This is a genomic window from Micromonospora sp. M42, assembly GCF_000568915.1.
GTDB lineage: Bacteria > Actinomycetota > Actinomycetes > Mycobacteriales > Micromonosporaceae > Micromonospora > Micromonospora chalcea.
The window spans coordinates 1,267,953-1,271,620 of record NZ_KK037233.1; the positions used below are offsets into that span (position 1 = coordinate 1,267,953).

A 3,668-nucleotide genomic window follows, 5' to 3' on the forward strand; every position below is an offset into this window, starting at 1 on the left:
GTGGTCGCCCGGGAGGCCGCCGACCTGCTGGAGGACCTGGCCCGGCGGGGCCGGTCGCAGGGCATCCACCTGGTGCTCGCCTCGCAGGACGTGCGCGGCATCGAGGCGCTGTGGGGGCGGCCCGCGCTGGTCGCCCAGTTCACGCTGCGGATCGCGCTGCCGAAGGCGCTGCGCATCCTGGCCGAGCGCAACGACGCGGCGCAGTCGCTGCCCCGCCACCACGCGGTCATCAACGCCGAGTCGGGCCTGGCCGAGGGGAACGAGGTGGCCCGCATCCCGTCGGCCAGAGACTGGGAGACGTGGAGCGAGCTCCAGCACCGGCTGTGGCGGATGCGCCCGCAGGACGCCGCGCCGGCCCGGCTTCGACAAAAAAAAACGCGATCCCGAAGCTGGCGACGCGCCGGAATCCGCGCGCTGACCGCGCCGGAGCAGGGCGTCCCGCGCAACCCGGTGGCGCTGCTCGGCGAGATCATCGACGTGCAGGCCCGCTCGGCGGCGCTGCGGCTGCCCCGCGCCCCGGGCCGCAACCTGGCGGTGCTGGGCACCCGGGTGGACGAGGCGTGCGCGGTGCTCGACGCCGCCGCCCGCTCGCTGGCCCGGCAGTACCCGCCCGGCGCGGCCCGCTTCTCCATCGCCTGCCTGGACCCGGACGCCGACCCGGCCGCCCGCGCGCTCTACGAGGACCTGGCCGGGGACGCCTCCTGGTACGACGAGGAGACGGTGCCGGAGCTGATGGCCGAGGCAGGTGACGGGCTGGGCGCGCCGGGCGCGTCGCGTACCCCGCACTTCCTGCTGCTGTACGCGGTGGACGCGGCCGCGGGGCGCTCGCCGGCAAGGCCGGTACGCGCACCGGGCTGGAGCAGCTGCGCCGGATCCTGCACGACGGGCCGGAACGGCGTACGCACGTGCTGGCCTGGTGGCGGGGCGTGGCCCGGATGCGGGCCGACCTGGGCGGCGCGGGCGCGCGCACGGATCAGATCGGCGCCTGGGTGGCGCTCGACGTGCAGGGCGGTGAGCTGGGCTCCTCGCTGTATCCGGGCAGCGGAGGGCCGGACTGGTATCCCCGGCCGTGGCGCGGTCTCTACTTCGACCGGGCGGTGCACCGCACCGGACAGGTGATCATCCCTTATGGTCCGTCCCGATGAACGAACCGGTTACCAGTGAGACGTACAGCGCGCAGATCCGCCGGCTCGCCGAGCTGACCGCCCGGGTGGCCGCCCAGCGGGCCGAGGCGCACACCTGGTACGACCAGCAGGTGGCCGCCGCGGACCGGGCGGTCGCCGAGGCCACCGAGCAGATGCGGCAGGCCGAGACGGAGGTGGCCGAGGCGTCCCGGATGGTCGAGCGGGTCGACGGCGAGGTCACTCACCTGTGGACGCAGTTGCGGGCCCGGCTCGGTGTGGGCGCCCGGCGGCTGGGTGACCCGCCCGGCCCGGTACGCGGGGCCGCCGGTGACCCGGTGCCGCTGCTGCGCGCGGTCCGGGACCTGCTGGAGCGCACCGGCGCCCCGGGTGAGCTGCCCGGCTCGGTGAATCCGCTGCTGATCGCCTGCGGCATCGGCGGGGCGCTGGTGGCGTACGCGCTGGGGGTGGCGGCGCGAGCGCTGGCGGCCGGCGCCAGCGGTGACCTGGCGGTGGGTCTGCCGGTGCTGGCGCTGGTGGTGACGCTGCTCGGCCCGGTGATCGGGCTGGCGCCCGCACGGCTGCTGGCCGACCGCCGCCACGCCGTGCTGACCCCACGCCCGATGATCCTGGTGGCCGTCTCCGGCCTGGTGACCACAGTCCTGCTGCTCACGGTGACCTACACCCGCTGACCGCCGCCCGTCAGGCCGGCGATCATGAGGTTGGCGGCGCGACACGCCGTCGCGCCGCCGGTCAACCTCATGATCATCGGGTCAGGCGGGAACCAGGACTGCCTCCTTGAGCAGTCGGCGGGCCAGCACCAGGCGGTCGGCGTCGTCGTCGAGGCCGGGCAGGTCGCCGACCCTCGTCACCTCGCCGGTGAGCAGCGCGCGCAGCCCCCTCGCAGGTGCCGGGCAGGGTGAGCGTGCGGTCGGGCACGCGCAGCGTGACCCTTCCGTCGGCGGCCGGGGTGAGCTGCCAGCGCAGGCCGCCGCGCACCGCGACCTCGCTGTCCGCGTTCAGCCGGGCCAGCGCCTCGGCTTGGGCCAGCGGCCGGATCGGCGTGGGCGGTCGGCCGGTCAGACCGGGCACGCAGCCGGCCGTCCACCGCCGCCGGGTCGGCCCGCACAACCAGTCGCGCAGCGCCTCGACGGTCTCGGTCAGCTCCGGCTCGATCGCGTCCGGGTCGGCCAGGTCCAGCCCGAACGGCAGGCTCGCGCGCAGCCGCGCGTCCTCGGCGGCCAGCGCGAGCAGTTCCTCGACCACCGCGTACCGGGTCAGCGCCCGGATGCCCACGGTCAGGTGCAGCGAGCTGGACTCCTGCGCCTGGGCGCTGTGCAGCCAGCCGCGCGGCAGGTAGAGCGCGTCGCCCGGAGAGAGCACCACGTCCAGCTCGGGGCGTCCTTCGGCGGTCGCGGAGACCTCGTCGGCCCGGCCGCCCCAGGGCTGGCGCTCCAGCGGGTCGGCCAGCACCGGCGGGTGGATGCGCCAGTGCTTGCGTCCGTCGACCTGGAGCACGAACACGTCGTGGGTGTCGTAGTGAGTGGCGAAGCCCTGGCTGCCCGCCGGGGTCAGGTAGGCGTTCACCTGCAACGGCTGGGCCAGCGCGGCGCCCAGGTCGCGGGCGAAGTCGACGATCGCCGGCCAGGTGCGGTGCAGGCCCTGCAGCACCAGCGTCGCGCCGTCGGCGTAGAGCGCCAGCACCTTCTCGTCGAGGACCTGGTCGCCGATCTCGGCGCCCGCGCCACCGCCGCCGGTGTACCGCGCCGCCGGCACGAGCCGGCCGTCCTTGGCGACCCGCAGGAACGGGGTACGCAGGCCGCGGCGGCTGAGCAGCTCGTCGGCGTCGGCGGGGCTGAGCAGGTCGGTGAAGCCGTCCGGGCTGGGCAGCTCCGCGGCGCGGGACAGCAGCGGGCTTCGCCCCCAGTGGTCGGCGGCGAACTTGGCCGGCTCCACCGCGACGCACCGGGCCAGCGCCTCGGCGGCGGAAAGCGGAACCGCCGGGCGGCCGTGGCCACCCGGCGGGTCGACGTGCGTGCTCATGTGTCAGGCGCTGCCGTCGGCGCCGCCGTCGTGCTGACCCGGAGTCGCGCCACCGTCGGCCGGGCCCTCCGCGCTGCCGTCGGCGCCACCGTCGTGCTGACCCGGAGTCGCGCCGCCGTCGGCGGGACCCTCGGCGCCGCCGTCCGCGCCACCGTCGTGCTGACCCGGAGTCGCGCCGCCGTCGGCGGGACCCTCGGCGCCGCCGTCCGCGCCACCGTCGTGCTGACCCGGGGTGGCACCGCCGTCAGCGGGGCCCTCCAGGCCGCTGCCACCGCTGCTCTGGATGTCGTCGTCGTTCAATGCCATGGGTGCTCCCTCGGTGTGCCGCCCCGCGTGGTGCCGGGGTCCGTGTGCAGCGGGTGGTACCCCACGCCCGATCTTCTCTAACCACACCGTAGACGCCCGGACACCGTCGTACGGACGGTTCGCGGGGCAAGCGTCCGGGACCGGCGGATGCCAGGATGGCGGGAGGACGACGTGCGAGGAGGTCCACGTGACGCAGCC

General features: G+C 76.0%; 2 protein-coding genes and 2 pseudogenes. 2 read left to right on the forward strand and 2 right to left on the reverse strand.

Annotation, left to right across the window (positions count from 1 at the left end; translation table 11 throughout):
• Nucleotides 1–1,145 (forward strand): annotated as a pseudogene (locus MCBG_RS05545) (cell division protein FtsK); the annotation flags it as partial.
• Complete coding sequence (locus tag MCBG_RS05550) at nucleotides 1,142–1,813, forward strand: intermediate filament family protein (protein ID WP_043324453.1); 672 nt, start codon at nucleotides 1,142–1,144, stop codon at nucleotides 1,811–1,813. The pseudogene MCBG_RS05545 and the gene MCBG_RS05550, both read left to right, overlap by 4 nt.
• An 81-nt stretch (nucleotides 1,814–1,894) precedes the next feature.
• On the opposite strand, the pseudogene MCBG_RS05555 reads toward MCBG_RS05550, so the two are convergent.
• Together MCBG_RS05555 and MCBG_RS05560 are read right to left on the reverse strand one after the other, a co-directional pair.
• Nucleotides 1,895–3,164: pseudogene (locus MCBG_RS05555) on the reverse strand (cupin domain-containing protein).
• 3 nt (nucleotides 3,165–3,167) lie between these two features.
• A complete protein-coding gene (locus MCBG_RS05560; protein ID WP_026268594.1) occupies nucleotides 3,168–3,470 on the reverse strand; it encodes a hypothetical protein in 303 nt (100 codons plus the stop codon).
• Nucleotides 3,471–3,668: the final 198 nt, after the last annotated feature.